Raw genomic sequence first — 26384 nt, forward strand, 5'->3', positions numbered from 1 at the left:
CGCCACAGGAATATCAAAAACTTTTGATATGGGTGTAGGTAGTTTTACGTATGCCCTGACAACAACCAAGGCAGCCGGTAGGTCGAACAGGACGGAGCCGGTACGAATTTGCAATCGCTCAAGAGGAGCACACCTATGTCTGACTACAACATCTTCACCTCCGAATCGGTCTCCGAAGGCCATCCGGACAAACTGGCCGACCAGATTTCTGATGCGGTACTGGACGCCATCCTGACCGACGATCCGCACGCACGCGTGGCCTGCGAAACCATGGTCAAGACCGGCGTGGCCATCGTCGGCGGTGAAATCACCACCAGCGCCTGGGTCGATCTGGAAGACCTGGTTCGCGGTGTGATCAAAGACATCGGCTACACCTCCTCTGAAGTAGGCTACGACGGCGACACCTGTGGTGTGATCAACATCATCGGCAAACAGTCCGTCGACATCGCCCAGGGCGTTGACCGCCAGAAGCCGGAAGACCAGGGCGCAGGCGACCAGGGACTGATGTTCGGCTACGCCAGCAACGAAACCGACGTGCTGATGCCGGCGCCGATCACCTTCTCCCACCGCCTGGTTCAGCGCCAGGCCGAGGCCCGCAAGAGCGGCCTGCTGCCGTGGCTGCGCCCGGACGCCAAGAGCCAGGTCACCTGCCGCTACGAAAACGGCCAGGTGGTGGGTATCGACGCCGTGGTTCTCTCTACCCAGCACGATCCCGACGTTACCCAGGCCGACCTGAAAGAAGCGGTGATGGAGCTGATCGTCAAGCACACCCTGCCGGCTGAACTGCTGCACAAAGACACCCAGTTCCACATCAACCCGACCGGAAAGTTCGTGATCGGCGGCCCGGTAGGCGACTGCGGCCTGACCGGCCGCAAAATCATCGTAGACACCTACGGCGGCATGGCACGTCACGGTGGCGGCGCCTTCTCCGGCAAAGACCCCTCCAAGGTTGACCGTTCCGCTGCCTATGCCGGCCGTTACGTGGCCAAGAACATCGTAGCCGCCGGTCTGGCCGAGAAATGTGAGATTCAGGTGTCCTACGCCATCGGCGTAGCCCAGCCGACCTCCATTTCTTTGAACACCTTCGGCACTGGCAAGATCAGCGACGACAAGATCATCGACCTGGTACGCGCGCACTTCGACCTGCGCCCGTACGCGATCACCAACATGCTCGACCTGCTGCACCCGATGTACCGGGCCACAGCAGCCTACGGCCACTTCGGCCGTGATCCGTACGAGATGACCGTTGGCGGCAAGACCTTCACCGCGTTCCCGTGGGAGAAGACCGACCGTGCGGCCGCCCTGAAAGACGCTGCCGGCATCTGAACAGACCATTCCGGATAACTGGGCGTATTCCATTTCACCGAATACGCCCAAACCAAACTGACAGGAGAACACCATGAGCACTCCGGCAGAAAAACTGAACAATTTCGACGACTACAAAGTCCGCGACATCACCCTCGCCGACTGGGGCCGCAAGGAAATCAAAATCGCCGAAGGCGAAATGCCCGCCCTGATGAAACTGCGCGAGAAATACAAAGCCGAGCAGCCGCTGAAAGGCGCCAACATCATGGGCTGCATCCACATGACCATCCAGACCGCCGTGCTGATCGAAACCCTGGTGGAGCTGGGCGCCAACGTTCGCTGGTCATCGTGCAACATCTTCTCCACACAGGATCAGGCCGCCGCAGCCATCGCAGCGCAAGGCATTCCCGTGTTTGCCTGGAAAGGTGAGACTGACGAAGAATACGACTGGTGCCTGCACAAAACCGTGGGCGCAGACGTAGACGGCTGGGAGCCGAACATGATCCTGGACGACGGCGGCGACCTGACCGAGCTGCTGCACAAGGAATACCCGCAGGTGATTGCCAAGTGCCACGGTGTTACTGAAGAAACCACCACCGGCGTGCACCGTCTGCAGGAAATGCTGCGTGACGGCACCCTGAAGATCCCGGCCATCAACGTTAACGACTCGGTCACCAAGTCCAAGAACGACAACAAGTACGGCTGCCGCCACAGCCTGAACGACGCTATCAAGCGCGCCACCGACCACCTGCTGTCCGGCAAGAAAGCGCTGGTGATCGGTTACGGCGATGTGGGCAAGGGTTCTGCGCTGTCCCTGCGCCAGGAAGGCATGATCGCCAAAGTCACCGAAGCCGACCCGATCTGCGCCATGCAGGCTTGCATGGACGGTTTTGAAGTGGTGTCTCCATACATCGACGGCATCAACACCGGCACCGAGCAAGGCATCAACACCGACCTGCTGGGCACCACTGACCTGCTGGTAACCACCACTGGTAACGTCAACGTGTGTGACGCGAACATGCTGAAAGCCCTGAAGAACGGCGCCGTGGTGTGCAACATCGGCCACTTCGATAATGAAATCGATACCGCCTACATGCGCAAGAACTGGGAGTGGGACGAGGTCAAGCCGCAGGTGCACGTGATCTACCGCGACAAGGCCAGCAACGACCACCTGATCCTGCTGTCGGAAGGCCGCCTGGTGAACCTGGGCAACGCCACCGGTCACCCGTCCCGCATCATGGACGGCTCCTTTGCCAACCAGGTGCTGGCGCAGATGTATCTGTTCGAGCGCAAGTTTGCCGACCTGCCGGAAGATTCCAAGGCCAAGGGCGTTTACGTACAGGTTCTGCCCAAGCAGCTGGACGAGGAAGTGGCCCGCGCCATGGTGGAAGGCTTTGGTGGCGTGATCACCAAGATGACTCCAGACCAGGCGAAATACATCGGTGTACCGGTCGAAGGCCCGTACAAGCCGGAAAGCTACAGGTACTAATCGGACACAAACATGGAATCCCAGAAGCAATTCAAACGCCGCTTCAGTTTCGAGTTTTTCCCGCCCAAGACCGATCAGGGCAAGGAGAAGCTGCAAGCGGTGCGTAACCAGCTGGCCGAGGTGAACCCGGATTTCTTCTCGGTCACCTTCGGAGCGGGCGGTTCCACCCGGGACCGCACCATCGAGACGGTGCTGAACCTGCACCAGCAGGGCATCTCCACGGCACCGCACCTCTCCTGCGTGGGCGGTACCCGGGAAGAAATCGGTGAGCTGCTGGATGTGTATAAAGAGAACGGCATCAACCGGATCGTTGCCCTGCGTGGCGATATGCCATCGGGCATGGGCGCTTCCGGTGAACTGCGTTACGCCAACGAACTGGTGGAATTTATCCGGCAGCACAGCGGCGATCACTTCAATCTGGAAGTGGCCGCTTACCCGGAGTTTCACCCTCAGGCCCGCAACGCCGAAGATGACCTGAAGAACTTCGCACGGAAAGTACAGGCCGGTGCCAACAGCGCCATCACCCAGTACTTCTTTAATGCCGACAGCTACTTCTACTTCATCGACCGTCTGGAGCAGATGGGTGTCACCATTCCGGTGGTGCCGGGCATCATGCCCATCGTCAACTTCTCCAGCCTGGTGCGGTTCTCGGACATGTGCGGCGCGGAGATCCCGCGCTGGATCCGCAAGCAGTTGGAAGCCTACGGTGACGACACCGACAGCATCCGCAAGTTCGGTGAGGAAGTGGTCACTGAAATGTGCCAAAAACTGCTCAAGGCCGGGGCTCCAGGGTTGCACTTCTATACTCTGAACCAGGCTGAACCCAGCCTTTCCATCTGGAAGAATCTGGGCATCAGCGACCGGGAGAAAATCGCGTTCTGACACGCCTTCCCGACCGCTACAGAGAGGGGCTCCGGCCCCTCTTTCCTTTCATAACCGCCTGATTTCCTGCAAATCCTGTCTCCATAGTCTAAACTGTATCTGATGCATCCCCATCAACGCTCCCTGTGATGCACGGCCACAAAGAGTGCTTTCACAGACTGCCTTACCGGGCAGACGGGGCATAAAAAAACAGAAAGGAGAAAGCATGAGCACGAAATGGCTGAAAACACTGGGTGCTGGTCTGGCACTGTCTGTAGCCGCAACCTCAGTCAGCGCAGAGACCCTGCGCGTGGTCACCGACCCAAGCTTCGTCCCGTTTGAAATGATGGACCAGGAAACCGGAGAAATGATCGGTTTCGATATGGAGATCATTGCCGAAGTCGCCGAACGTGCAGGCTTTGATTACGACCTCAACACCATGGATTTCAACGGCATTATCCCGGCCCTGCAAACCGGCAACGTGGATATTGCCATCGCCGGCATCACCATTACCGATGAGCGCGAGGAAATCGTCGACTTCTCCGATCCTTACTACGATTCCGGTCTGCGCATCCTGGTGAGCCAGAACAACGGCGACGTTGATGAAATGTCGGACCTGGAAGGCATGAAAGTGGGCACCAAGATTGGTAGCACCAGCTATGACTTCCTGATGAAGAGCCTGGACGACAACGACGGTGTAACGCCGTACCCCGGCAGCTCCGACATGTACATGGCGCTGATGTCCGGTGCCGTTGATGCGGTTTTCTACGATGCCCCAAACGTTGGCTACTTCGCCAGCACCCGAGGCAAAGGCAAGGTCAAGACCGTCGGCCCCCTGTATGAAGGCCAGCAGTACGGTATTGCCCTGAAGAACGGCAGCAAATGGGTCGGCCCGGTTAACGAGGCCCTGGCAGAAATCAAGGAAGACGGCACCTACAAGACCATTTATGAAAAATGGTTCGGCCCCATGCCTGAAGACAAATAACCCGCCACTCGAACCGGCCGGGGCACACAATGCCCTGGCCGATTCCTCCCAACCCAACGGAGAAACACACTGTGGAATTCCAGTTTCAGTTTGACTGGCAGGCGGCCATCAATTCCATTCCCTACCTGGCCAAGGGTATTCCCTACACCCTGATGATTTCCTTCGGTGGCCTGGCCATCGGTTTTGTTCTGGGCATCGTGTTCGGCCTGCTCAGCATCAACAAGAATTGGTTCTTGCGCTGGCCCGCCACTGCCTACATCGAGATTTTCCGCGGCACCCCCATCCTGGTACAGGTGCTGTTTATCTTCTACGGCCTGCCCGACCTGGTTGGCGGCCCGATCGACCCGCTGACAGCCGGTATTGCCGCGATCGCCCTAAACTCCGGTGCCTATATCTCCGAAGTCGTCCGTGGTGGCGTGCAGTCCATTGACAAAGGCCAGACCGAAGCCGGTCTGTCTCTGGGCCTGTCACGCTCCCAGACTTTCTGGAACATTGTCTGGCCCCAGGCCTTCCGACGCATGATTCCGCCCTTGGGCAACCAGGCCATCGTCAGCATCAAGGACACCTCACTGTTCTCGGTCATCGGCGTGGGCGAACTGGTACGCCAGGGCCAGGTGTACATTGCCAATACCTTCACCGCGTTCGAGGTGTATTTTGTGGTGGCCATCATGTACCTGGCCATTACGCTGTCCCTGTCACTGATCCTGCGGCTGCTTGAGCGCCGTGGTGTAGCGTCTGCCTGAAGGAGCCCGAGCAATGACACAGATTGTAAAAATGAAGGGCATGAACAAATACTTCGGCAAACTGCATGTCCTCAAGGATATCGACCTGACCGTGGAACAGGGCGAAGTGGTGGTGATCATCGGCGCCAGTGGCTCCGGCAAATCCACCCTGATTCGTTGCGTGAATGGCCTGGAAGAATACGAATCCGGGTCGCTTGAGGTGGATAACCACCCTCTGGCCCCGAAAGGCGGGAATCAGAACAGCCTGGCGGAAATCCGCAAGGAAGTGGGCATGGTGTTCCAGCAGTTCAACCTGTTCCCGCACCTGACGGTGAAAAAGAACATCATGCTGGCGCCCATGAAGGTGAAAAGAACGGCCGAAGTGGTTGCCAACGCCACCGCCGAACGCCTGCTGGAACGTGTAGGCATCGGCAACCAGGCCGATAAATACCCCAGCCAGCTATCCGGCGGCCAGCAACAGCGGGTGGCCATCGCCCGGGCTCTGGCCATGGAACCCAGGCTGATGCTGTTCGACGAACCCACGTCAGCGCTGGACCCGGAAATGATCGGGGAAGTGCTGGATGTCATGCGGGAGCTGGCCCGAGAAGGTATGACCATGATGGTCGTCACCCATGAAATGGGCTTCGCCCGCGAGGTGGCCGACCGGGTGATCTACATTCACGAAGGCCAGATTGTCGAGGAAGGCAAACCCGACGAGGTGTTCGATAACCCTCAGAATGAGCGCACCCAGGCATTCCTGTCCCGGGTACTGGCTCACTGACCCTCGCGTTTAAAGCAACTGGCGGATGACGTCATACTCACGTTCAATCTTGGCGTGGGAGTCATCCGCCAGAAACTTCGCAATCTTCCGGCCCAGAAACGGCACCTCGCATAGCACCGAAAGGCTCACGTAGTTGATACAACGGTCGCCGTTGCCCAACAGCCGCATCGCGCCCTTGATCTTCGCCGGCACGCCGTCAATACGCACCCGAAACTCGCAGTGCCACTCGTCGTCGTCCTTGCGGAACCAGTGCTCTTCCTGCCGCACCCGGTTCCATTCCCGGTGGAAACCGGAAAGCACACCCGGCACCGGTGCCGAGGCGGTCATTTCCCGCTCGATCACCAGTTTGGCCGACATTTCGTCCTTTTTCAGCTCGGTCACCCTGAGATTGCGGGCGCCCAACTGCTCGTTTTTGTTACGTATGTGCGCCTCATCGAAGAAACGCTCGATCACCTGATCAAGCCCCCGCTCGTAGGGGTGCTCCAGATTGAGTTCCATGATTACCTCCGAACCTGTCTTACCCCTATTGTTGCGGTCGCCCGGCGTGGCAACATTGGCCGGGCGGGCAAGCAAACCGGGCAAGCAAGCCAGACCGATTGGTTCACATTCTGGCGCTGTTAAGCGATGGCCCGGGCAAGTATCATGTGAGGATTTTAACGAACCGAACAAAACCGTCCGGGAGCTGACAGGAGACAACAATGCGCAATGCCGATCTGGTCGCACGGGATCTCAAATCCGTGTGGCACCCGTGCACCCAGATGAAAGACCACGAGACCCTGCCCCTGATCCCCATCAAACGGGGCGAAGGTGTCTGGCTGGAGGACTTTGAGGGCAACCGCTACATCGACGCCGTCAGCTCCTGGTGGGTTAACCTGTTCGGCCACGCCAATCCGCGCATCAACTCTGCCATTCAGGAACAGATCGGCCAGCTCGAACATGTGATTCTGGCCGGATTCAGCCATGAGCCAGTAGTTAATCTGTCGGAGCGGCTGATCGAGGTAACACCGGAAGGCCTGAACAAGTGTTTCTATGCTGACAATGGTTCCTCGGCCATCGAAGCCGCTCTGAAGATGAGTTACCACTACTGGAAAAACCACGGCAAACCGGGCAAGAAGAACTTCGTTAACCTCAGCAACAGCTACCATGGCGAAACCCTGGGCGCGCTGGCCCTGGGCGACGTGGCCCTGTACAAGGACACCTACCAGCCGCTGCTGATGGAAGTGCTGACCGCCCCCTCACCGGACGCCTACAACAAAGAGCCGGGCGAAACCGATGAAGAGTACGCGCTGCGCCAGTTCGAGGCCATGGACAAACTGCTGGCCGAGAAACACGACGAAATCTGCGCTGTGGTGGTGGAGCCGTTGATCCAGTGCGCCGGCGGCATGCGCATGCACCACCCGATTTACCACACCAAACTGCGGGAAGCTTGCGACCATTACGGGGTGCACCTGATCGCGGACGAAATTGCCGTCGGCTTTGGCCGCACCGGTACTCTGTTCGCCTGCGAACAGTCCGGCATCACCCCGGATTTCATGTGCCTGTCCAAGGGCCTGACCGCTGGTTACCTGCCGTTGTCCGTGGTGCTCACCACCGACACCGTCTACAACGCCTTCTACGACGACTACGAAACCATGCGAGCCTTTCTGCACAGCCACAGCTACACCGGCAACCCCATTGGCTGCGCCGTCGCCCTCGCCACGCTCGACATCTTCCGGGATGAGAACGTCATCGAAAACAACCGCCAGCTGGCCCGCTGTATGGCCGAGTCCGTTGCCCATCTGGCCGACCACCCGAACGTGGGCGACATCCGCCAGCACGGCATGACCATGGCCATTGAAATGGTCAAAGACAAAGCCAGCAAAACCCCGTTCCCCTGGCAGGAACGCCGCGGCATCAGAGTGTATAAGCATTCACTCACCCGCCAGGCCCTGCTGCGCCCCCTGGGTAACGTGCTGTACTTCATGCCGCCCTACGTGATCACCGAAGAACAGATTCGCCATCTGGCTCAGGTGGCCACCGAAGGCATCGAAATCGCGGTCAAGGACTGAGAACCGCCGCCATGAGAATCCCGCGTATCTTCACCGACAGCCCCCTGGCTGTCGGCAGCCAGTGCCAGCTGGACGACAACGCCGCCAACCACGTAGGCAGGGTCCTGCGCATGCAGGCAGGCCAGGCACTTCTGCTCTTCAACGGTGATGGTCATGACTATCACGCCACCATTACCGAAGCCGGAAAGAAACACGTGCTGGTGGCAGTCACGGAAGCCGCTGAAAACGAAACAGAATCGCCCCTCAGAGTAGTACTGGCACAGACCCTGTCCAAGGGCGACCGCATGGACTACGCCGTACAAAAAGCAGTGGAAATGGGCGTGAGCGAAATCGTGCCGCTGACCACCGAACGCTGCGACGTCAAACTCAAAGGCGACCGGGAAGACAAGCGTCTTCGCCACTGGCAACAGGTTGCCATCAGCGCCGCCGAACAGTGCGGCCGTGCCAGGGTTCCGGAAATACAGCCGGTTATGACCGTGCAACAGTGGCTGGAACACGCCCGGGCCTGTGACTTGCGCCTGGTGCTACACCATCGCACCGAACGGTCCCTGAACACCCTCGAAAAGCCCTCCAGCATCGCCCTGATGATCGGCCCCGAAGGCGGCCTGACCGCTGAAGAAATTGCCCTGGCAGAAAGCCGCGGCTTTCTGCCTGTTGCCCTCGGCCCCCGCGTACTGCGTACCGAAACCGCACCGGTTGCCGCCATCGCCCTGTGCCAGTGGCTCTGGGGGGATATCGGCGCCTGAGACAGCCGGGTGACTATTCATGGCGTCACGTCCTGGCATCCCAGTCATTGACAGAGCTGTCGGTGCACAACATTATCTTGTCTGACAAAAAGTGGGCGGGAATGCCACCTTGTATGGGCGCCTGCACCCAAGAAAACAATTAAGAGCCCAGGATGATAAACCTACTTACCAATCCGGAATTTTGGCAATACCTCAGCATCCCCGTGATCGCCGCCCTCATCGGCTGGAGCACCAACTGGCTCGCCATCAAAATGACCTTCTACCCTCTGGAGTTCATCGGCAAGCCACCGCTTCTGGGCTGGCAGGGCATTATCCCCTCCAAAGCCCGCAAAATGGCCGCCAAAAGCGTGGATGCCACCATCGCCAAAATCGGTACCGTTCAGGAGATCTTCGAACAGATCGACCCAAAAGTCCTGGCCGCCCACATCATCTACACCGTCGACCCACGCATTGAGGAATATGTCGACGAACTCATGCTGCGGGAATACCCCACCTTCTGGGAAAACCTGCCCGCCTCGGCCCGAAAAATGGTCTATGACCGGGTACGCAAATCCACCCCGCAACTGGTCGACAACCTGGTTGAAGACATCTCCGACAACATTGAAGACCTGCTCGACATCAAAGGCATGGTCATCGAGCGCCTGGCACGGGATAAAAAGCTGCTCAACCGGATATTTCTGGAGTGCGGTGACGTGGAGTTCCGCTTCATCATCAATTCCGGCCTCTACTTCGGCTTTCTGTTCGGCATCATCCAGATGGGCGTGTGGTACCTGTACCCGGCCATCTGGGTACTGCCCCTGTTTGGCCTGCTGGTGGGCTGGGCCACCAACTGGATTGCACTGAATGTGATCTTCCGGCCCCTGCACGAACACAAGGTCGGCCCGCTGCGAATCCAGGGCCTGTTCCTCAAGCGCCAGCCGGAAGTGGCGGAATCCTTCTGTCATATCGTGACCCACGAGATACTGACCGTGGGCAACATCATCAACGCCATCCTCGAAGGGCCCAAAGGTGACCGCGCCCGCAACATGGTAAAAAAACACATCAAACCGCTGGTGGATGAAACCGCAGGCATGGGCAAGGCCCTGACCCAGATGGCATTCGGCCCCACCGGCTTTGCCACCCTGAAAAACCAGGTGGGCGAAAAGGCCATCGCCATATCCCAGAGCTCCTTCAACAACCCCGTGTTCGAACGAGACCGGGCCCGGGCGGTGGAGTCCATTATGGTGGAGCGGATGAATGCCCTGTCCTCGGAAGAATTCCAGGATCTGCTGCGCCCGTGCTTCCAGGAAGACGAGATCAAACTGATTCTGGTGGGCGCCTTCCTGGGTCTGGTGGCCGGTGTGTGCCAACTGGTCTTTGTCTTTGGCGAGTCCTTTTCCTGATCGTTGTCAGGGCTGTGCAGGGTTGCATTACGCTACTATACTGGCCAGATAACCAGTCCATTCTTTATACACGCTATCCGGAGGCAAAGGATGCCGGGCTTTTTTTCCTGGATATCAGGCCTGTTCAACAGCACTCAACCCGTTCCGCAGGCTGCGTCCGAAACCCGCCTCTTTAATCCTTCCAGTACCAGCCAGCCAAGCCAGAGCAACGATGAAGGCGACATCGTCGGCCAGCTGGAAGACCACCTGTTTAGTTGGTTGCTGGATGTGGAACCCGCGCGCCTTCGTGCCAGCACAGACAGCGGTGAAAAGGACCTGGCCGAACTGGAACGGCGCCTGCAAATGAACGAGATGGAAGAGCTGCCCCGGAAACCTGGCAGCTTGCCCATGTTGATGCGAGCACTGTCCAATGAAGCCACCGAACGCAAAGAGCTAACCCGCATCATTCTGAGTGACCCGTCACTGACCGACCAGTTGCTCCAGGTGGCCAACAGCCCCTACTTCCGCCCGAGTGAACACGTCATAGAATCCGTTGACCAGGCGGTGTTCGTGCTGGGTGTGGACGGCATCCGGAACGTGATTGCTGCAGCGGTTATGCGGCCTATGATGGCGGCCCGAAACAGCCGCGAGGCACTCTTCGCCCAACGATCCTGGCGCTGGGGCCTGACCTGCGCCCGAGCGGCGGAAATGATTGCCAAGATTCACCGGGACGACACCAGCGCCCACTTCATGGTTGGCCTGCTGCCTGCATTGGCGTACATCACCATTCGCAGGGAACTGGGGCGTATCTACCGCACCAGGGGCTCTGGCAGTGAACCGGAGCCGGCGTTACTGAGATTGGCCCTGGCCCGCTATCAGTGGGCCACCTGCCAGTTACTGGCCAATGTCTGGAATCTGCCCCCCAAATACCATGCCTGGCTGTTATCGGCGGAACGGCCGGCGCCACGGCAGGCCCACTCCGCACTGACCGACGGCCTGCTTCTGGGCACCCGGGAAGTGCTGCGCCATGCCCGCCAGAGGAACCTGTCGGAAGAAAATCTGATTCGTATTGTGCACCTTTCCCCGGAGCAACTGGGCAGGGTACGTACGGTATTGCTCAGAATGCTCCAGGAAGGCAAAAGTTCACAGGTTCGGACCTGACTCCGGTGCTTTGACAATAGCCGCACCGGGCGGTGTAGCGGCATTCAGCAGGCTGGCAAAGCTGACATCGTCACTGGTGGGCGCAAGATCGATCAGTTCCCTCGGCATGGCCCCGGCAGGCAGGCGATCCACCACCCGGTCTTCGTCCTTGCGCACGGCCCGCAGCACGCTGCCGACCGTAATCAGATCCAGTGTTCGCCCTGGAACCAGCTGATCGCCATCTCGTCCCGCCAGATTCAGCAATCCGGCGCGGATCAGCTTGTCGCTGATCTTGCGGGTGACTTCGCCGGGGATCCGCAACTGCTGCTCCAGAGACTCCTGCTGAGGCGCCGGTTCACCGCAGCTGAACGGCTTGGCCACCATCCACATCAGGGCAAGCCCTACCCGCTCCTGCAATTCCGGCGCAAGCTGGACATTGCGGCGCTTGGCCACGGCCCCCGGGTTCTGCAGATAGAACGCCAGGCTGGCACCGAGCAGCAGAATCATCCAGTTCAGATAGGTCCAGATCAGCAGAATGATACCGACCGCAAAACCGGAGTAGATGGCCGCATACTTGGCCGAGCCGGCCACGAACGAGGCAAACAGCATGCCGCCAGCCTGCCAGGAAACGCCGGCCACCAGCCCGGCGATAAACGCGTAGCGCAGCTTCACCCGGGTGTTAGGGATAAAGATATAAACAAAGGTGAACGCGCCCACCACCAGGAAAAACGGTGTAAATCGACTGGCAAGGACAATCAGCGAACCAAACGGCTCGATGGCCATAAGATTCTGCGCGATTTCTGAAGAGAATATGGTGGCGGTTACCCCGATAGCCGAAACCATCAACAAAGGGCCGACCATGATGACGCTCAGATAGTTACTGAAACGCTGTGCCATGGAGCGCATTTCCGGCACCCGCCAGATCATGTTGAACGAGCGCTCGATTTTCTGAACCAGGGAAATGACGGTGTACACCAACAAGGCCAGACCCACCGAGCCCAACACACCGACTTTCATATTATCGACAAAGCCCAGGATTCGCTCAGCCACCTCCACACCCTGTGGGCCCATCGGCTGGAAGAACTGGTACAGGAATGGCTCCATGCGCTGGTGCACACCCAGCGCTTTCAGCACGGAAAAGCTCAGGGCGAGCAACGGCACAATGCTGAGCAACGTGGTGTAAACCAGGCTCATGGCGTGCAGTGTCAGCTGACCACTGATCACATCGCGGATCAGGGCATAAGCCGAGCGCCCGGATTTATACAGCCAGGTCCAGGGCCAGGTCTGCGGTGGGTTGGAATTGGACAGTATCCAGTCTTCAGCAGCCTGCAGCCGCTCTTTCATCTGGGTGGAAGCCACGTAACATCCTGCTTGTCAGTGTTTCTTCAAGCTTATCAGGCAGCTGTCAGTAAACAACCCGGAAACCGGGTATTTGTTGTACACCCGGACAAATCCTCCTGACGGCGGGCTTCCTTCACCCGACTTCAGGTAACCGACGCCAGATTGCGCGCCGTAATCTCCACAATTCGCTGTCGCGCCTCCTGGCTCGCCCAGGCAGAGTGTGGGGTCAGAATCAGATTGGGAACATTGTCTGCCAGCAGCGGGTTACCATTGCGGGGAGGTTCTTCGGTCAACACATCAAAGCCTGCACCGGCAATGTCGCCATTCCGCAAGGCGTCAGCCAAAGCCGATTCATCAACCAAGCCGCCTCTACTGGTGTTGATCAGCAGTGCCGACGACTTCATTAAACCCAGTTCCCGGGCGCCAATCATGTTGCGGGTTTCTTCTGTCAGCAGGCAGTGCAGTGATAGCACGTCAGCCTGCACCAACAGTTCATCCAGCGGAATTCGAGGGTAGCCATCCACCTCGCCAGGCTCTTGGCCGGGCCGGCAGCCGAGGACGATGTTCATGCCAAACGCCTTTGCCCGTTCCGCCACACCCTGGCCAAGATCGCCGTAGCCGACAATGCCCAGAGTTTTGCCTTCCAGCTCCATAATCGGGTAGTCCATCAGGCAGAACATATCGCTTTTGGCCCACTGGCCGTTGCGGGCATCCCGGTTGTAATCCAGCAGCCGGGTGGCCAGTGCCAGGATGAGTGCCATGGTGTGCTGGGCAACGGTGGAACGGCCATAGTTGGTAACGTTCATTACCTTGATGTCGTGGGCCTTGGCGGCTTCCAGATCGATGTTATTGAGGCCGGTTGCCACCACCGCGATGGTTTTCAGTTCCGGGCAGGCTTCAAAATGTTCACGGCCCAGCACAACCTTGTTAACCAGCACCGTATCAAAGCCCTGAATCCTTTGAATCACCTGCTCGGGGTTGGTGCGCGGGTGGCAGGTCAGTCCACCGGTCATGTTTTCAATGGGGCTCAGATCCACATCCTCGCCCAGCGTTGCGGCATCCAGAAAAACGGCTTTCATACTTTTCTCCTGACTCATCGACCCCACAGATTAAGGTAGACTGAGGAAAACGATCAATCTCCGGGAGGCTACCCATGGAACACGAATTCTGGCACGAACGCTGGGCAAAAGACCAAATCGGCTTCCACGAAGGCACGGTTAATCAGTACCTGCATGACCACTGGCCCGAACTGGCAGGCAACGGCACCGACGCCGTGTTCGTTCCCCTGTGCGGCAAAGCCCATGACATGTGGTGGCTGCACGATCGCGGGCATCCGATTATCGGTGTGGAGTTAAGCGAGGTTGCCTGCAAGGACTTTTTCGAGGAAGCGCAGGAGAAAGCCAGCGTTCACCCGGGCGAACCCTTTACCACCTTCCGCCATGACGATCTTCAAATCTGGTGTGGGGATTATTTCCAGCTGGTGCCGGACGACCTCAAACACATTCGCCTGGTGTACGACCGGGCTGCCCTGATCGCCCTGCCCCCGGAAATGCGCAAGAGCTATGTCAATCATCTCACCGCTATTATTCCGGACGACACCAGAATCCTGCTGATCACGCTGGATTACGACAGTTCGGAAATGCAGGGCCCTCCGTTCAACGTTACCGACGACGAAGTGTTCAGGCTCTACGGTGAGGATTATGAGATCAATCAGGTGCTGAAACGGGACATGGCCCGTGACAACCCGTTTGCCAAACGCCGGGGCCTGAGAAACGGCGCCACAGAGAGTGTTTTTACCCTCGTCAAGAAATAACCTTAGATCATGGGCGGTAAGTCCCTGGTGTCCCGTCTGGCTTACCGCCCGAAACATAATTTAATGAACCTAATTTGACTGCCCACTGTCCAACCCTCGAACTCTGAACTAAGCTCAGAATAAGCAGGCCGGAAACCTCCGGATAACGTATACCTGCTTAACACCATCCCATTCATTCCATTACCAGAGACACCGCCGGGACAGGCGGCGAAACAGCGACGGGGACATTGCGTGAACTTATAACAGGCAAGAGTAAGCGAGGGGCCATCTATGAGCATTCTGCAGCACTTCAAAGACCGGTATGAACAGACTCAGGAGGAGGAATACTCCCTTGAGGAATACCTGGAGATCTGCAAAAAGGACCCAACGGCATACGCCACCGCCGCGGAGCGGATGTTGATTGCCATCGGCGAACCAGAACTGATCGATACCTCCCGTGACCCCCGCCTGTCACGCATCTTCTCGAACAAAGTCATCAAGCGTTACCCCGAATTTGACGAGTTTTACGGCATGGAAGATGCCGTCGAAAACATCGTTTCGTTCTTCCGCCACGCAGCCCAGGGTCTGGAGGAGAAGAAGCAGATTCTCTACCTGCTCGGCCCCGTTGGCGGCGGTAAGTCTTCCCTGGCCGAGAAACTCAAGGCCCTGATGCAGAAGGTCCCCTTCTACGCCATCAAAGGCTCTCCGGTAAACGAAAGCCCGCTAGGCCTGTTCGACCCGGCCGAGGATGGCCCGATTCTGGAAGAGGAATACGGCATTCCCGGCCGCTACCTGAAAAACATCATGTCACCCTGGGCAGTCAAACGCCTGCATGAGTTTGGCGGCGACATCAGCCAGTTCCGGGTGGTTAAACGTTACCCCTCGGTGCTGGACCAGATCGGTGTATCCAAGACCGAGCCGGGCGACGACAACAACCAGGACATCTCGGCCCTGGTGGGCAAGGTCAACATCCGCATGCTGGAAGACTATTCCCAGGATGATCCGGATGCCTACAGCTTCAGCGGCGGCCTGTGCAAAGCCAACCAGGGGCTGATGGAGTTTGTGGAAATGTTCAAGGCACCGATCAAGGTGCTGCATCCGCTACTGACGGCCACCCAGGAAGGCAACTACAACACCACCGAGGGCATGGGCTCGGTGCCCTTCGACGGCGTGATCCTGGCCCACTCCAATGAATCCGAGTGGCAGACGTTCCGCAACAACAAGCACAACGAAGCCTTCCTGGACCGGGTGTACATCGTCAAGGTGCCCTACTGTGTGCGGGTCACTGAGGAGATTGAAATCTATCGCAAGCTGCTGAAGCACAGCTCACTGTCCGGAGCGCCCTGCGCACCCGACACTCTTGATATGCTGGCCCAGTTCTCGGTGCTGTCGCGGATCAAGGAGCCGGAAAATTCCAGCATCTTCTCCAAAATGAAGGTATACGACGGCCAGAGCATCAAGGACACCGACCCCAAGGCCAAGTCCATCCAGGAGTACCGGGATGCTGCCGGGGTGATGGAAGGCATGGACGGTCTGTCTACCCGCTTTGCCTTCAAGATCCTGTCAAAGGTATTCAATTTCGACACCACCGAGATTGCCGCCAACCCTGTGCACCTGCTCTATGTGCTGGAAAAGCAGATCGAACAGGAACAGTTCCAGCCGGAGTTGCAGGAAAAATACCTGCGCTTCATAAAGGAATACCTGGCGCCCCACTACGTCCAGTTTATTGGCAAGGAAATCCAGACGGCTTATCTGGAAAGCTACAGCGAGTACGGCCAGAACCTGTTCGACCGCTATGTCACCTATGCCGATTTCTGGATTCAGGATCAAGAGTTCCGGGACCCGGAAACCGGCGAGATTCTGGACCGTTCCTCCATCAACGATGAGCTGGAGAAAATCGAAAAACCGGCGGGCATATCCAACCCGAAGGACTTCCGCAACGAAGTGGTCAACTTTGTGCTGCGGGCCCGGGCCAACAACGGCGGCAAGAATCCGTCCTGGCTCAGCTACGAGAAGCTGCGCAGCGTGATCGAGAAGAAGATGTTCTCGAACACCGAAGACCTGTTGCCGGTGATTTCCTTCAATCCGAAGGCCAGCCAGGAAGACCAGAAGAAGCACAAGCAGTTTGTGGAACGCATGGTTGACCGTGGGTACACCGAGAAACAGGTTCGCTTGCTCGCCGAGTGGTACCTGCGCGTCCGGAAATCCCATTAACGGCCAGCGGGAGCAGTACCATGGGTATGACCCACATTGTTGACCGGCGCCTGAACGGCAAGAACAAGAGCGCAGTGAACCGGGAACGGTTCCTGCGCCGTTACCGCCACCACATCAAGAAGGCGGTGTCGGATGCCGTGCAGAAGCGCTCCATCACCGATATCGAACGGGGCGAGAAAGTAAGCATCCCCGCCCGGGATATTGACGAGCCCATATTCCACCACGGCCACGGTGGCCGGCGCGAGGTGGTGCACCCCGGCAATCAGGAATGGGTGGCCGGGGACACCATCCCCAAACCCGAGAGCGGCGGTGGCCAGGGCCAGGGGCAAGGCCAGGCCAGCCCGGACGGAGAAGGCATGGATGAGTTCGCCTTCCAGATTACCCAGGAAGAGTTTCTCGACTTCCTGTTCGACGATCTGGAGCTGCCCAATCTGGCCCGGAAAAAACTCAAGGACACCGAAGCCTTCAGTTATGTACGCTCGGGCTTCACCACCCAGGGCGTGCCCGCCAAGCTGGATGTAGTGCGTTCCCTTCGGGGCGCCCACGCCCGGCGTCTGGGCCTGGGCGGCGCGCGCAAGAAAAAGATCCGGGACCTGGAAAAACAGCTCGAGGCGCTGAAAAGCGCACCGAATGATCTCGATCCGGCCTTCAGCCATGAAGACCAGATCAAGGTGCTGGAAGAGGAAATCGCGCGGCTGAAAGCCAACGTCAAACGCATTCCTTTCATTGACGAGATCGACCTGCGCTACAGGCAACACCTGAAGCAGCCCAAACCCGCCACCAGTGCGGTGATGTTCTGCCTGATGGATGTATCCGGTTCCATGACCCAGATGCACAAGGACATCGCCAAACGCTTCTTTATCCTGCTGTATCTGTTCCTGAAGAAGAACTACAAGAAAATCGAAGTGGTGTTTATCCGCCACCACACCAGCGCCAAGGAAGTGGACGAAGAAGAGTTCTTCTACAGCCGGGAAACCGGGGGCACCATTGTCTCCAGTGCTCTGAAACTGATGCACCGGATTGTCGAAGCCCGATACTCGCCGGCGGAATGGAATATCTATGCCGCCCAGGCGTCCGACGGCGACAACTGGAACGATGACTCCCCCATCTGCGGCAAGCTGCTGTCTGAGCGGATTCTGCCGCTGGTGCAGTACTACTCCTACATCGAAATCACGCCCCAGGATCACCAGATGCTCTGGTACGAATACGAGAAAATCATGGAGCAGTTTCCCCAGAGCTTCGCCATGCAGCAGATTGCCGATCCTGGCGACATTTACCCGGTCTTCCGACAGTTGTTCGAGAGGAAAGCGGCATGAGCAGCCTGATTGATCGCCCGAACGCACCGGAGAGCGAACAACCCAAGGCAGGTAAGCCCATTTCCACCAGTTCGGAATGGACCTTCGAACTGATCCAGAAATACGATGAGGAAATTGCCAAATGCGCCGCCGAGTTTGGACTGGACACTTACCCGAACCAGATTGAAGTGATTACCGCCGAGCAGATGATGGATGCCTACAGCTCCGTCGGCATGCCAGTGGGCTATCATCACTGGTCCTTCGGCAAGCAGTTCCTGCAAACCTCCAAGGGCTATCAGCGGGGCCAGATGGGGCTGGCCTATGAGATTGTGATCAATTCCAATCCCTGTATCGCCTACCTGATGGAAGAGAACACCCTGCCCATGCAGGCCCTGGTGATTGCCCACGCCAGCTATGGCCACAACTCGTTCTTCAAGGGCAATTATCTGTTCCGCACCTGGACAGACGCCAGTGCCATCATCGATTACCTGGTGTTTGCCCGGCATTATGTGTCGGAGTGCGAGGAGCGACACGGCGTGGATGCCGTGGAAGAAATTCTCGACTCCTGCCACGCACTGATGAACTACGGCGTTGACCGCTACAAGCGCCCTGCCCCGATTTCAGCCGCCGAGGAGGCCCGCCGGCAGAAGGAGCGGGAAGAATACGAACAACGCCGCATCAACGATCTGTGGCGAACCATCCCCAAAGCAGAGGACGACGGGGACCCGATTCGCCGCAGGCCCCGATATCCGGAGGAGCCTCAGGAAAACCTGTTGTACTTCATCGAGAAAAACGCGCCTTTGCTGGAAACCTGGCAGCGGGAACTGGTGCGCATCGTGCGCAAGCTGGCCCAGTATTTCTATCCACAACGCCAGACCCAGGTAATGAACGAAGGCTGGGCCACGTTCTGGCACTACACGCTGTTGCACCGGTTGTACGACAAGGGGCTGGTGAACGATGGCTTCATGCTGGAATTTCTGCAAAGCCACTCCGCCGTGGTATACCAGCCACCCTTCAACAGCCCATGGTATTCCGGCCTGAACCCCTACACCCTGGGTTTCTCCATCTTCACCGATCTTCGACGCATCTGTGAAAACCCTACCAATGAGGACCGGGAATGGTTCCCGGACATCGCCGGTACAGACTGGCTGGAAACCCTGCATTTCGCCATGCACAACTTCAAGGACGAGAGCTTTATCCAGCAGTTCCTGTCACCGAAGGTGATGCGTGACCTGAAGCTGTTCGCCATCGAAAGCGACGATCGGGAAGACCACTACACCGTCACCGCCATTCACGATGAGCCCGGTTATCGCGCGCTGCGGGAAAAGCTGGCCCGCCAATACAACCTCAGTTACCGGGAGCCGAACATTCAGGTATGGAGTGTGGATATTCGCGGTGATCGTTCGCTAACCCTGCGCCACATCCCGGTAGACCGAGTGCCACTGGGCCAGGAAACCGACGAAGTGCTGCGGCACGTACACCGGCTATGGGGCTTTGATGTGCATCTGGAGAGCGTGGATGAAGGCACCCTGGTGGAAGAGCATCACTGCCCGCCGCGGGCCTTGGACGATGAGTGAGATGGAAAGCGCACGCTGGCCTGTAACCCTCCGAGGGGAGATCGGGCCAGGGTCAGCGTGCCGCCATACAGTTCAGCCAGCTCTTTGACGATCGCCAGGCCCAGACCGGAACCGGACCGGGTTTCATCCAGCCGGGTGCCCCGTGTCAGAGCCTGCTCGATATCGGTGTCAGACAGGCCAGGGCCGTCATCCTCCACCATCAGCGCCAGACCATCCGGCAAGCCTTCTACCCGAAACTTTACCTGACTCTCCGCCCAGTTGATGGCATTTTCCAGCAGGTTGCCCGCAATTTCCTGTAAATCCTGTTGTTCAAGCCGAACCGCGCCCGTATCGCCCAGGTCGCTTTCGAGGGTAACGCCACGGCGTTGCGCGAGAGTATTGAGTGCCGACAGCACCGGCGCCAGGGTTTCACCAAGATCCACACGCCCCAGGGCGGCCGGTCCGGCCGCTGAAGCCCTGGCCAGATGATGGCGCACGGCGTCATCGATGCGGCTCAGTTCGGTACGGAAAGCGGTTCTCTGCACCGACGGCAAACGATCACTCAGGGTGGTAAGCACAGATACCGGCGTTTTCAGGGCATGGGCCAGATTGCCCGCAGCCGTGCGCCCACGCTCAATCAGTATCTGATCCCGTTCAAGCACCTGATTCATGGCCTCGGAGAGCCGCGCAAGTTCTTCGGGCAGATCACTGGTCAGTGAACGGGTCTGGCCGGACTCCATGGCCCGGAGATCCCGCTCCAGACGCCGAAGCGGTGCCAGGCCCCAGCGGATCTGCAACCCGATCATCACCAGTAACAGCGTACCGAGCGTGGTCAGCGAAACCACCAGCAATCGGTTGAAGCGCGCAACCTGGGCATCCAGCTCCGCCTGGTCGGCCGCGACAGACACCGATAACCAGCCTTCGAAAGCCGGTAACTGGACATCCCGCTCCACTATCCGAAGTGTCTGGCCGCGCGGCCCCGGGGCCTGGGCCCAGTCCGGCCCCCGGCCACTGATCTGTGGCAGTCGCTGGTCCCACAATGACCGGGAGGTGATCACCCGCCCGCTGTTGTCGTTGACCTGCCAGTACCAGCCGGAATACACCCGCTCGAAGCGCGGTTCACCCAGTTGCGGGCCGGGGGTCAATTCACCGGTCTGAGGGTCAGACTCAATGCCGGCAATGACCACATTCAGGAACGATAACAGGCGCTCATCAAAGGACTGGCTCAGCGTCTGGCGAAAGTTCCAGGCCAATACGGTACCGGCCAGCGGCAACACCACCAGGACCAATACCAGGGCAGACACCAGCATCCGCAGCGCCACCGGCCAGCGGCGCAGACGTGTCAGCATCAGGATGGTTCTCCGTGACCGTTCATACGGTAGCCCTGGCCACGGATGGTCTCGATAGCCTGGGCGCCGAGTTTGCGCCGCAACCGGCTGACCTGGACATCGATAACATTGGAATCCGGCTCCTGGTCGCCGTCATAGACATGTTCGGACAACTCGGTGCGGGACACGATTCTGGGCGCTGCGTGGATCAGATGCGATAACAGCCGGAACTCCTGAGCCGTGAGTGAAACCGGCATACCTGCCCGGGTCACCTGCCCGGCGTGGGTATCCAGCGCAATGTCACCCACGGTAATCACCGGGTGGGCGTGGCCGTGGGACCGGCGCACCAGGGCCCGCAGGCGGAACAGGATTTCAGCCGTTTCAAAGGGCTTGGTGACATAGTCATCGGCACCGGCAGAGAACCCCGCGGCTTTATCGGACCAGCGCTCCCGGGCGGTCAGAATCAGCACCGGCAGATCAATACCCCGCTCCCGCCAACCGGCCAGCCACTGGGTGCCATTGCCATCCGGCAAGCCCAGGTCCAGTACCACCGCATCGTAACGTTCGGTGCTCACCAGAAAGTCGGCCGTGCGGCCTTCCCCGGCAACTTCCACCAGCAGTCCGGCATCCCGCAAGCTACCGGCCAGCCCTTGTGCCAGCGCGGCATCGTCCTCCACCAGAAGAATTTTCATCAGCGTTTCATGCCCTGGATATTCCTGCCCTCTATCTCCAGAACCTCTCCGGTCCGGGCATTGATCTCAAACTCCACCACCTGGCCTTCCGGGCCCAACAACTCGATCTCGTAGAGGATCTCACCATCGTCTTTCTCGATATCCACATCGATCACGTCTCCGCGCCAGTCGCGGGCAAGGCTGTCCAGGATTTCGCTCAGGGGTTTGATACGGCCGGCCTCAACCTCGTGGTGCAGGCGCCGCCAGTCGTCGTCATCATCGGCACAGGCCACCTGGGCAAACGGCAGCGCGCCCACCGCAAACAGAGTCAGCAACAACACCCGGAACACCCGGCGTGAAAACCGGTCTTCGGGTAGCAGCGATGAATGTAAACGAGGTCTGGTCATGGTGTTTATGGTGACAAAAGCCAGATGAACGAATCATGAATGAGCCTATCACGATGCTGAAAGCCCTGCCCCGTTAATCTGGGCTCAAGCTGGTAGCCAACCGGGCAGAACCGGCAGTTTTTCAAACACAGACAAGCTAGGAGAACACCATGAAAAAGACTCTGACCATCGCGCTGATCAGCGGCCTTGTCGCAGCCCCCGCAGCCTTCGCCAAAGGCAGCTTTGACGATGCGGACCGCATGCTTCAGGTTGGTAACAACTACGGTATCAGCCATTTCCAGAGCATCGAATTTGACGACGACCATGATAATGAAATCGAGCTCGAAGGCTGGATGGGCCAGGACTGGTTCGTGGAACTGGACCTGAACGGCAACGGCGACATCGACCGGGAGCAGCGCCGCAAAGCCAAAGGCGAGATCTACGGTGTGAGCGCGGACGATGTGCGCTCTTATCTGAAAGCCGCTCAGCAGCAGGGAATGGCCACTATTGAGGAACTAAAGGTCAACCGCAATGGCGATATTGAAGTGGAAGGCGATGATGAAAACGGTGCGGAACTGGAATTGAAGTTCCGGATCGGAAGCCTGGAGCCATTGAAGATCGAAAGGGACAAGTGAGCAGGAAGCCGCAACCCGGTCAGGCACAGTGCCTGACCGGGGGCAAGTTCAATCAGACGCTGACCGAGGGCAGCCCCGACAACGCCATAGCCAGCTCCTGCTCGCCGTACTCATGGTCGCTCAGTTCACCGGCAAAATACGAGGTATAGGCCGCCATATCGAAATGCCCGTGACCACAAAGGTTGAACAGGATCACCTCCTCCTTGCCCTCGCGCTTGCACCGCAACGCCTCGTCAATCGCACCCTTCACGGCATGATTGGCTTCAGGGGCCGGTACGATCCCTTCGTTGCGCGCAAACAGGACACCCGCCTCAAAGCACTCGCGCTGAGTGTAGGAAACAGCATCGAACAGTCCCAGCTCCTTGGCGTGCGACACCATCGGAGCCATGCCGTGATAGCGCAGGCCGCCAGCATGGAACCCCGGCGGTGTAAAACCTGAACCCAGGGTATGCATCTTGGTGAGTGGTGTCATTTGTGCCGTATCGCCGTAGTCATAGGCGTATTTACCCCGGGTCAACGTCGGACACGCTGAAGGTTCAACCGCGAGAATCCGGGACTTCTCCCCGCCTCTCAACGCATGGCCCATGAACGGGAACGCAATACCCGCGAAATTAGAGCCGCCACCGGTGCACCCAACGATCACGTCTGGCCAGCAATCGGCCATCTCCATCTGTTTCATGGACTCCAGGCCGATTACGGTCTGATGCAACAGGACATGGTTCAGCACGGAACCCAGAGCATATTTGGTGTGCGGATCCTGAACGGCCAGCTCCACCGCCTCGGAAATCGCAATACCGAGACTGCCGGTGTGGTCGGGGTTTTCCCCCAGCACCCGACGACCAAACTCCGTCATTTCTGATGGTGAAGCCACGCAGTTAGCCCCGTAGGTCTCCATCACCGCACGGCGATAGGGCTTCTGGTTGTAGGACACGCGAACCTGGAACACGGTCACATCAATGTCGAACAGGGAGCCTGCAAACGACAGCGAGGTCCCCCACTGACCAGCACCAGTTTCTGTCGTCAGACGCCGAATACCGGCCTCCCGGTTAAAAAAGGCCTGAGGAATCGCGGAATTGGGTTTATGACTGCCCGCAGGACTACCACCCTCGTACTTGTAGAAGATCTTGGCCGGGGTGCCCAGGGCTTTTTCCAGCCGATGCGCCCGAAACATGGGCGCCGGCCGCCACATCCGATAAACATCGCGAACGGGCTCCGGAATCTCCACTTCCCGTTCCGTAGTCATTTCCTGTTCAATCAGCGACGCAGGAAACAATGGCTCCAGATCCGTTGGACCGACCGGCTGCTTTGTTCCCGGGTGGAGGACGGCCGGCAGGGGTTCGGGGAAATCCGCCTGCAGGTTGTACCAATACCTGGGCATCTGTTCTTCGTCGAGCAAGAACTTGGTTTGCATGATGTTAAGACCCTGATGTTGTGCCAATGATTGGCTGAGCATAGCCATTCCAGACAGACATAAAAAGAGTGTAATGCGGCACGCCGGAAAGAACTGCGCGTTTACATGGGCAACCAGTTTTCCAGCATGTCCACCAGCCAGGGCACGAGCAGCGCCGTGGCGAATGCCGAAAGCGCCATGGCCAGGCCTGAAAACGCGCCCATCTGGGAACTGACCTGGAATGCCCGGGCGGTACCAATACCATGGGCCGCCACGCCCATGGCAATCCCTTTTGCGGTGTCATCTTTCACGCGCAACCATTCAAACAGTTTGGTGCCCAGCACCGCACCGGTAATTCCGGTCAACACCACCAGCACCGCCGTGAGCGACGGCAAACCACCAATCTTCTCGGAAATACCCATGGCCACCGGTGCCGTTGCCGATTTAGGCGCCAGCGACATCTGGATTTCCAGGGAACCCCCCAACAACCTTGCCAGGCCCACCGAACTGCCAGCAGCAATAACCACCCCGCTGATCAACGATATCGCGACCGGCAACCAGAGTTGACGGAGCCGTCGAAACTGCTGATACAGAGGAACCGCCAGTGCCACCGTTGCCGGCCCCAGCAGAAAATGCACGAACTGACCGCCCTCAAAGTAATCGCTGTATGAGGTGCCCGTTGCCAACAACAGGAGAATCAGCATCGCCACCGAAGTAACGACGGGATTGGCCAGCGGGTTGGAATGTGTTTTCAGATAGAGTCGGTAGGCCAGCCCGTAGGCCACCAGAGTAATGGTCAGCCCTAGCAGTGGCGACGCCGACAGGTAGACCCAGATGTCGCGCAAACCCGGTTCATTCATGCTGCCCACCTTGTTCTGAAACGGAACGGACAAACCAGCGCGTCGTCAGTTGCATAATCAACGCCGTGGCAACCATGGTGATCACCGTGCTCAGAAACAGAGCCAGGGTGATCGGCAGCCACTCATCCGCTATACGCCCGAAATGCGTCATCATCCCCACGCCCGCAGGCACGAATAGCAGAGACAGATGGCTCAGTAACGCGCTGGAGGCTTCGCTCAGGGAATCCGGGGCACTACCTCGGATCATCAAGGTAACGAACAGCATGACCATGCCAAGCACCGGCCCCGGGATCGGCAGCCCGAGAAGTCGTACCAGAATCTCGCCTGTCAGTTGATAAACCAGCAGTAACGTCACACCGTTCAGAAACTTCATCAATCAGGCTTCCCCAGCTGCATGTGCCACGTAGCTTTTGGGAATCACCTTCCGGCCATACATTGCCAGCAGGAAGCCAATGGGGAACATAAGCACACCGTAAACGGCAGCGGGAATCGACATGGTGCTGGACTCCAGCAACGTGAGGGTGACCATCAAACCAATGGTGCCGTTCTTCACACCGAGCTCCACTGCCACCGCCAGGGATTCCCGCTGGGTCAGTCCGGCCACCCTGCCCGCCAGCAGGCCCAGGGCGATACCGGCGACATTGAGGGCAATAGTGGAGGGGCCTGCCTGTTTGAGCAGATCCCACATCTGGTCCCGAACGCCATAGAGCAACGCCACAATCAGCACCGCCAGCACGATGCCACCAAAGATGCTGACCAGGCTCTCGGCCTTGCGCGCAAGCTCCGGCTTGCGGGTTCGCACCAGCATGCCAATGGCCACCGGCAGCAGAACAATAACCACCAGCATGGCAATGGTCTTGCCCACCGGCAGCGAGATGTTCTCTTCCGTGCCCATGAAATGCTGCAGCGCCATGTTGGTAAACAGTGGCAGGGTAAGAATGGTGATCAGGCTGGCGGAGACCGTCAGCACGATGGAAAGCGCAATATTACCCCGGGCCAGAAGCACAAACAGGTTAGATGTGGTACCCCCGGGGCAGGCCGCAATGATCACCAGCCCAACGGCAATGGCCGGCGACACGCCGAACAGCCAGGCCAGCCCGAACGCCACCACCGGCATCAGGAGAATCTGGGCGAAGGTGCCCACAATCATGCCCTTCGGATACACCGCCACCTGGCGGAAATCCCTCAGGGTAAGGGTCATACCGATACCGATCATGATAATGAACAACGCGATCGGCAAACCTGCCGAGATCAGCGGGCTGGATTCCACAAAGCCTCCGAATATTTTTGTTATCAGTTTCTATGGCCGTAGAAATTAGCACACGAACCTTGTCACCGGGAGCATGGGTTCGCGACATTATGTAACCGTTAAACCCTGCAAAAAGATGGGAGCCCAATCCCGGTTTTGATCGTGTGCACCTGCGGATATCAGTATACTTGCAGGAAACAACCAAAACACAAATGACTGGCGGAGAATG

The 26384-nt window shown here is 58.3% G+C and carries 25 protein-coding genes; 15 read left to right on the plus strand and 10 right to left on the minus strand.

Annotated elements, in window-relative coordinates:
• Positions 1 to 135 precede the first annotated feature (135 nt).
• From metK to JIF53_RS10715, 6 genes are all read left to right on the plus strand, one after another.
• Entirely contained in the window at positions 136 to 1326 is a 1191-nt protein-coding gene (gene metK / locus JIF53_RS10690) for a methionine adenosyltransferase (protein WP_199452464.1), read from the plus strand.
• 73 nt (positions 1327 to 1399) lie between these two features.
• Positions 1400 to 2794, plus strand: coding sequence for an adenosylhomocysteinase (ahcY, locus tag JIF53_RS10695; RefSeq protein WP_199452465.1), 1395 nt, complete (start codon positions 1400 to 1402; stop codon positions 2792 to 2794).
• 12 nt (positions 2795 to 2806) lie between these two features.
• Positions 2807 to 3676 carry a methylenetetrahydrofolate reductase [NAD(P)H] gene (gene metF / locus JIF53_RS10700; RefSeq protein ID WP_199452466.1) on the plus strand — a complete coding sequence of 290 codons (870 nt, stop codon included), beginning with the start codon at positions 2807 to 2809 and terminating at the stop codon, positions 3674 to 3676.
• 205 nt (positions 3677 to 3881) lie between these two features.
• Complete coding sequence (locus JIF53_RS10705) at positions 3882 to 4640, plus strand: transporter substrate-binding domain-containing protein (RefSeq protein WP_023008554.1); 759 nt, start codon at positions 3882 to 3884, stop codon at positions 4638 to 4640.
• A gap of 29 nt (positions 4641 to 4669) precedes the next feature.
• Positions 4670 to 5383 (plus strand): amino acid ABC transporter permease, encoded by a 714-nt coding sequence (locus tag JIF53_RS10710; RefSeq protein ID WP_011786488.1) that lies wholly within the window; start codon positions 4670 to 4672, stop codon positions 5381 to 5383.
• Positions 5384 to 5396: 13 nt separating this feature from the next.
• On the plus strand, positions 5397 to 6143 hold the full coding sequence (locus tag JIF53_RS10715) for an amino acid ABC transporter ATP-binding protein (protein ID WP_011786489.1): 747 nt from the start codon (positions 5397 to 5399) through the stop codon (positions 6141 to 6143).
• A gap of 9 nt (positions 6144 to 6152) precedes the next feature.
• On the opposite strand, the gene JIF53_RS10720 is transcribed toward JIF53_RS10715, so the two are convergent.
• On the minus strand, positions 6153 to 6641 hold the full coding sequence (locus tag JIF53_RS10720) for a DUF2505 domain-containing protein (RefSeq protein WP_011786490.1): 489 nt from the start codon (positions 6639 to 6641) through the stop codon (positions 6153 to 6155).
• A gap of 200 nt (positions 6642 to 6841) precedes the next feature.
• Between JIF53_RS10720 and JIF53_RS10725 the strand changes: the two genes are divergently transcribed.
• The 4 genes from JIF53_RS10725 (at position 6842) to JIF53_RS10740 (ending at position 11459) form a co-directional block, all read left to right on the plus strand.
• A complete protein-coding gene (locus JIF53_RS10725; protein WP_199452467.1) occupies positions 6842 to 8191 on the plus strand; it encodes an adenosylmethionine--8-amino-7-oxononanoate transaminase in 1350 nt (449 codons plus the stop codon).
• An 11-nt stretch (positions 8192 to 8202) separates the two neighbouring features.
• A complete protein-coding gene (locus JIF53_RS10730; RefSeq protein WP_199452468.1) occupies positions 8203 to 8937 on the plus strand; it encodes a 16S rRNA (uracil(1498)-N(3))-methyltransferase in 735 nt (244 codons plus the stop codon).
• Between the two features lie 152 nt (positions 8938 to 9089).
• Positions 9090 to 10319: a DUF445 domain-containing protein gene (locus tag JIF53_RS10735; RefSeq protein WP_199452469.1), complete on the plus strand. Its 1230-nt coding sequence runs from the start codon at positions 9090 to 9092 to the stop codon at positions 10317 to 10319.
• A gap of 90 nt (positions 10320 to 10409) precedes the next feature.
• Positions 10410 to 11459 (plus strand): HDOD domain-containing protein, encoded by a 1050-nt coding sequence (locus JIF53_RS10740; protein WP_199452470.1) that lies wholly within the window; start codon positions 10410 to 10412, stop codon positions 11457 to 11459.
• Here JIF53_RS10740 and JIF53_RS10745 read toward each other — a convergent pair.
• Entirely contained in the window at positions 11442 to 12797 is a 1356-nt protein-coding gene (locus JIF53_RS10745; RefSeq protein ID WP_199452471.1) for a YihY/virulence factor BrkB family protein, read from the minus strand. The two genes, JIF53_RS10740 and JIF53_RS10745, sit on opposite strands and share 18 nt — an antisense overlap.
• 125 nt (positions 12798 to 12922) lie before the next feature.
• Complete coding sequence (locus JIF53_RS10750; RefSeq protein WP_199452472.1) at positions 12923 to 13858, minus strand: D-2-hydroxyacid dehydrogenase; 936 nt, start codon at positions 13856 to 13858, stop codon at positions 12923 to 12925.
• Between the two features lie 74 nt (positions 13859 to 13932).
• Here JIF53_RS10750 and tmpT point away from each other — a divergent pair, with 74 nt between their 5' ends.
• From tmpT to JIF53_RS10770, 4 genes are all read left to right on the plus strand, one after another.
• Positions 13933 to 14592, plus strand: coding sequence for a thiopurine S-methyltransferase (gene tmpT, locus JIF53_RS10755; RefSeq protein ID WP_011786497.1), 660 nt, complete (start codon positions 13933 to 13935; stop codon positions 14590 to 14592).
• 270 nt (positions 14593 to 14862) lie between these two features.
• Positions 14863 to 16785, plus strand: coding sequence for a PrkA family serine protein kinase (locus JIF53_RS10760; protein ID WP_011786498.1), 1923 nt, complete (start codon positions 14863 to 14865; stop codon positions 16783 to 16785).
• Between the two features lie 20 nt (positions 16786 to 16805).
• On the plus strand, positions 16806 to 18101 hold the full coding sequence (locus tag JIF53_RS10765; protein ID WP_023008560.1) for a YeaH/YhbH family protein: 1296 nt from the start codon (positions 16806 to 16808) through the stop codon (positions 18099 to 18101).
• Complete coding sequence (locus JIF53_RS10770; protein WP_023012225.1) at positions 18098 to 19657, plus strand: SpoVR family protein; 1560 nt, start codon at positions 18098 to 18100, stop codon at positions 19655 to 19657. The genes JIF53_RS10765 and JIF53_RS10770 overlap by 4 nt, the downstream gene beginning before the upstream one ends.
• Here JIF53_RS10770 and JIF53_RS10775 read toward each other — a convergent pair.
• From JIF53_RS10775 to JIF53_RS10785, 3 genes are read right to left on the minus strand one after another with little or no spacing between them, the layout of a single operon-like run.
• Positions 19624 to 20985, minus strand: a complete 1362-nt coding sequence (locus JIF53_RS10775) for a sensor histidine kinase (protein ID WP_199452473.1) — start codon at positions 20983 to 20985, stop codon at positions 19624 to 19626. The genes JIF53_RS10770 and JIF53_RS10775 overlap by 34 nt on opposite strands.
• Positions 20985 to 21656, minus strand: a complete 672-nt coding sequence (locus JIF53_RS10780; RefSeq protein ID WP_023012227.1) for a response regulator transcription factor — start codon at positions 21654 to 21656, stop codon at positions 20985 to 20987. The genes JIF53_RS10775 and JIF53_RS10780 overlap by 1 nt, the downstream gene beginning before the upstream one ends.
• Positions 21656 to 22042: a PepSY domain-containing protein gene (locus JIF53_RS10785; RefSeq protein ID WP_051995655.1), complete on the minus strand. Its 387-nt coding sequence runs from the start codon at positions 22040 to 22042 to the stop codon at positions 21656 to 21658. The genes JIF53_RS10780 and JIF53_RS10785 overlap by 1 nt, the downstream gene beginning before the upstream one ends.
• A gap of 149 nt (positions 22043 to 22191) precedes the next feature.
• Here JIF53_RS10785 and JIF53_RS10790 point away from each other — a divergent pair, with 149 nt between their 5' ends.
• Entirely contained in the window at positions 22192 to 22656 is a 465-nt protein-coding gene (locus JIF53_RS10790) for a hypothetical protein (RefSeq protein ID WP_014422430.1), read from the plus strand.
• A gap of 52 nt (positions 22657 to 22708) precedes the next feature.
• On the opposite strand, the gene JIF53_RS10795 is transcribed toward JIF53_RS10790, so the two are convergent.
• The 4 genes from JIF53_RS10795 to JIF53_RS10810 all read right to left on the minus strand — a co-directional run bounded on the left by JIF53_RS10795 (position 22709) and on the right by JIF53_RS10810 (position 26176).
• Positions 22709 to 24067 (minus strand): TrpB-like pyridoxal phosphate-dependent enzyme, encoded by a 1359-nt coding sequence (locus JIF53_RS10795; protein ID WP_153740678.1) that lies wholly within the window; start codon positions 24065 to 24067, stop codon positions 22709 to 22711.
• A gap of 101 nt (positions 24068 to 24168) precedes the next feature.
• On the minus strand, positions 24169 to 24906 hold the full coding sequence (locus JIF53_RS10800) for an LrgB family protein (RefSeq protein ID WP_022990872.1): 738 nt from the start codon (positions 24904 to 24906) through the stop codon (positions 24169 to 24171).
• The gene (locus JIF53_RS10805; RefSeq protein ID WP_011786507.1) at positions 24899 to 25279 is read right to left on the minus strand and encodes a CidA/LrgA family protein; all 381 of its coding nucleotides are present in this window, start codon (positions 25277 to 25279) and stop codon (positions 24899 to 24901) included. The genes JIF53_RS10800 and JIF53_RS10805 overlap by 8 nt, the downstream gene beginning before the upstream one ends.
• A 3-nt stretch (positions 25280 to 25282) precedes the next feature.
• A complete protein-coding gene (locus tag JIF53_RS10810; RefSeq protein ID WP_153740677.1) occupies positions 25283 to 26176 on the minus strand; it encodes a bile acid:sodium symporter family protein in 894 nt (297 codons plus the stop codon).
• Positions 26177 to 26384: the final 208 nt, after the last annotated feature.

The organism is Marinobacter sp. bablab_jr008 (assembly GCF_016464145.1).
Classification (GTDB): domain Bacteria; phylum Pseudomonadota; class Gammaproteobacteria; order Pseudomonadales; family Oleiphilaceae; genus Marinobacter; species Marinobacter nauticus.

Bases quoted from the DNA above. Each gene is read 5' to 3' on its own strand.
- metK (WP_199452464.1), top strand. From the start codon at position 136: ATGTCTGACTACAACATCTTCACCTCCGAATCGGTCTCCGAAGGCCAT.
- ahcY (WP_199452465.1), top strand. From the start codon at position 1,400: ATGAGCACTCCGGCAGAAAAACTGAACAATTTCGACGACTACAAAGTC.
- metF (WP_199452466.1), top strand. From the start codon at position 2,807: ATGGAATCCCAGAAGCAATTCAAACGCCGCTTCAGTTTCGAGTTTTTC.
- JIF53_RS10705 (WP_023008554.1), top strand. From the start codon at position 3,882: ATGAGCACGAAATGGCTGAAAACACTGGGTGCTGGTCTGGCACTGTCT.
- JIF53_RS10710 (WP_011786488.1), top strand. From the start codon at position 4,670: ATGCCCTGGCCGATTCCTCCCAACCCAACGGAGAAACACACTGTGGAA.
- JIF53_RS10715 (WP_011786489.1), top strand. From the start codon at position 5,397: ATGACACAGATTGTAAAAATGAAGGGCATGAACAAATACTTCGGCAAA.
- JIF53_RS10720 (WP_011786490.1), bottom strand. From the start codon at position 6,641: ATGGAACTCAATCTGGAGCACCCCTACGAGCGGGGGCTTGATCAGGTG.
- JIF53_RS10725 (WP_199452467.1), top strand. From the start codon at position 6,842: ATGCGCAATGCCGATCTGGTCGCACGGGATCTCAAATCCGTGTGGCAC.
- JIF53_RS10730 (WP_199452468.1), top strand. From the start codon at position 8,203: ATGAGAATCCCGCGTATCTTCACCGACAGCCCCCTGGCTGTCGGCAGC.
- JIF53_RS10735 (WP_199452469.1), top strand. From the start codon at position 9,090: ATGATAAACCTACTTACCAATCCGGAATTTTGGCAATACCTCAGCATC.
- JIF53_RS10740 (WP_199452470.1), top strand. From the start codon at position 10,410: ATGCCGGGCTTTTTTTCCTGGATATCAGGCCTGTTCAACAGCACTCAA.
- JIF53_RS10750 (WP_199452472.1), bottom strand. From the start codon at position 13,858: ATGAAAGCCGTTTTTCTGGATGCCGCAACGCTGGGCGAGGATGTGGAT.
- tmpT (WP_011786497.1), top strand. From the start codon at position 13,933: ATGGAACACGAATTCTGGCACGAACGCTGGGCAAAAGACCAAATCGGC.
- JIF53_RS10760 (WP_011786498.1), top strand. From the start codon at position 14,863: ATGAGCATTCTGCAGCACTTCAAAGACCGGTATGAACAGACTCAGGAG.
- JIF53_RS10765 (WP_023008560.1), top strand. From the start codon at position 16,806: ATGGGTATGACCCACATTGTTGACCGGCGCCTGAACGGCAAGAACAAG.
- JIF53_RS10770 (WP_023012225.1), top strand. From the start codon at position 18,098: ATGAGCAGCCTGATTGATCGCCCGAACGCACCGGAGAGCGAACAACCC.
- JIF53_RS10775 (WP_199452473.1), bottom strand. From the start codon at position 20,985: ATGCTGACACGTCTGCGCCGCTGGCCGGTGGCGCTGCGGATGCTGGTG.
- JIF53_RS10780 (WP_023012227.1), bottom strand. From the start codon at position 21,656: ATGAAAATTCTTCTGGTGGAGGACGATGCCGCGCTGGCACAAGGGCTG.
- JIF53_RS10785 (WP_051995655.1), bottom strand. From the start codon at position 22,042: ATGACCAGACCTCGTTTACATTCATCGCTGCTACCCGAAGACCGGTTT.
- JIF53_RS10790 (WP_014422430.1), top strand. From the start codon at position 22,192: ATGAAAAAGACTCTGACCATCGCGCTGATCAGCGGCCTTGTCGCAGCC.
- JIF53_RS10795 (WP_153740678.1), bottom strand. From the start codon at position 24,067: ATGCAAACCAAGTTCTTGCTCGACGAAGAACAGATGCCCAGGTATTGG.
- JIF53_RS10800 (WP_022990872.1), bottom strand. From the start codon at position 24,906: ATGAATGAACCGGGTTTGCGCGACATCTGGGTCTACCTGTCGGCGTCG.
- JIF53_RS10805 (WP_011786507.1), bottom strand. From the start codon at position 25,279: ATGAAGTTTCTGAACGGTGTGACGTTACTGCTGGTTTATCAACTGACA.